General features: G+C 37.5%; 2 protein-coding genes. Both read left to right on the top strand.

The features are described 5' to 3' along the window. Nucleotides 1–96: 96 nt before the first annotated feature. Nucleotides 97–1,080, top strand: coding sequence for a site-specific tyrosine recombinase/integron integrase (xerA, locus tag HMPREF9013_RS05270; protein ID WP_006627343.1), 984 nt, complete (start codon nucleotides 97–99; stop codon nucleotides 1,078–1,080). A gap of 14 nt (nucleotides 1,081–1,094) precedes the next feature. Then, nucleotides 1,095–1,617, top strand: a 523-nt coding sequence (locus HMPREF9013_RS05265) for a restriction endonuclease subunit S (protein WP_006627342.1), incomplete at its 3' end; no start/stop codon positions are given.

The following is a 1,617-nucleotide window of genomic DNA, read 5'->3' as shown; positions in this document are numbered from 1 at the left end:
TAACATATCCCATAACTCTCGTGGGTGGCGAGAGTTAATATCGGGGAACTTCCGCCCCATAGTCGTTCTCTAAGAATAAATAAAGGAGGATTGACTGTGAAACAAGATTTAATTAAAGATGTTGTTCAAAGAATGTTGCCATATTTGAACAACGCACAAAACGAAAAGTTGCAAGAGGTTTTGCAATATAGCTTTGTAAACTATGAAGTAATAGAAAAGCAACAACAAGAGAAAAATTCGGAACAGAACTTTGTAGAGCTGTTCTTATCGGCAAAACGTATAGAGGGCTGTTCCGAGAAATCTCTTAAATATTACAAGGCTACCATTGAAGCTATGCTTGATGAACTCAAAAAAGATGTCAAACACATAGTTACAGATGATATAAGAGGATATCTAACAGATTATCAGAAAAAGAAAAAGTCAAGTAAGGTTACAATAGATAATATCCGCCGTATTCTTTCAAGTTTCTTCTCTTGGTTGGAAGATGAGGATTATATATTGAAAAGCCCAGTACGACGCATACACAAAGTTAAAACTGGTACAAACATCAAGGAGACATACTCGGATGAGGCGTTGGAACTTATGAGAGATAACTGCACCGAGCTTCGAGATTTAGCGATTATTGATATGTTGGCTTCAACAGGTATGCGTGTCGGAGAAATGGTACTGCTCAACCGAAATGATATTGATTTCAATGAGAGAGAATGTATTGTTTTCGGTAAGGGCAGTAAAGAAAGGGTTGTTTACTTTGATGCAAGAACAAAGATACATTTGCAGAATTACTTAGGAAGCAGAACGGACGATAATCCGGCTCTGTTTGTGTCGTTGAAATCGCCACACGAAAGGCTGAAAATTGGTGGAGTTGAGGTTCGTTTGCGTGAATTTGGAAAGCAATTAGGGTTACAAAAAGTGCATCCGCATAAGTTCAGGCGTACGCTTGCAACAATGGCAATAGATAAAGGAATGCCTATTGAGCAATTGCAACAGCTCTTGGGGCATAGGAAAATAGATACGACCTTGCAGTACGCAATGGTCAAACAGAGCAATGTTAAGATTGCTCATCGAAAATATATTGGATAGAGAGGATAGCGATTATGGCTGAATGGATTGAATGTAAAATATCTGACATTGGAACGGTTGTTGGTGGTGCAACTCCTTCGACGAAGAAACCTGAGAATTATGAAAATGGAACTATTGCTTGGATAACACCTAAAGATTTATCTACATTCAGTGGTCGATATATTCAGCATGGCGAAAGAAACATTACTAAAACAGGATTGAAAAGCTGTTCTACACAGTTGCTACCGAAGAATACAGTTTTGTTTTCTTCAAGGGCACCAATAGGGTATGTGGCTATTGCTGCAAATGATGTATGTACCAATCAGGGATTTAAGAGTGTTATTCCAAATGAAAACACTAATCCGTTGTTCTTGTATTATTTGCTCAAATATAACAAAGACAAAATCGAAGGTATGGGAAGCGGAACAACATTCAAAGAAGTATCAGGAAACACAATGAAAAATATTGTTGTTTCTGTTCCGACAGATAAGAAAGTACAAGAGAGAATATCATCTATGCTTGGCTCTATTGATGATAAAATCGAAGAAAATGAGAGAA

It is taken from the genome of Bulleidia extructa W1219 (assembly GCF_000177375.1).
Lineage (GTDB): Bacteria > Bacillota_I > Bacilli_A > Erysipelotrichales > Erysipelotrichaceae > Bulleidia > Bulleidia extructa.
The sequence above is the reverse complement of the archived record's forward strand: the minus strand, read 5'-3'. Positions and strand labels throughout refer to the sequence as shown.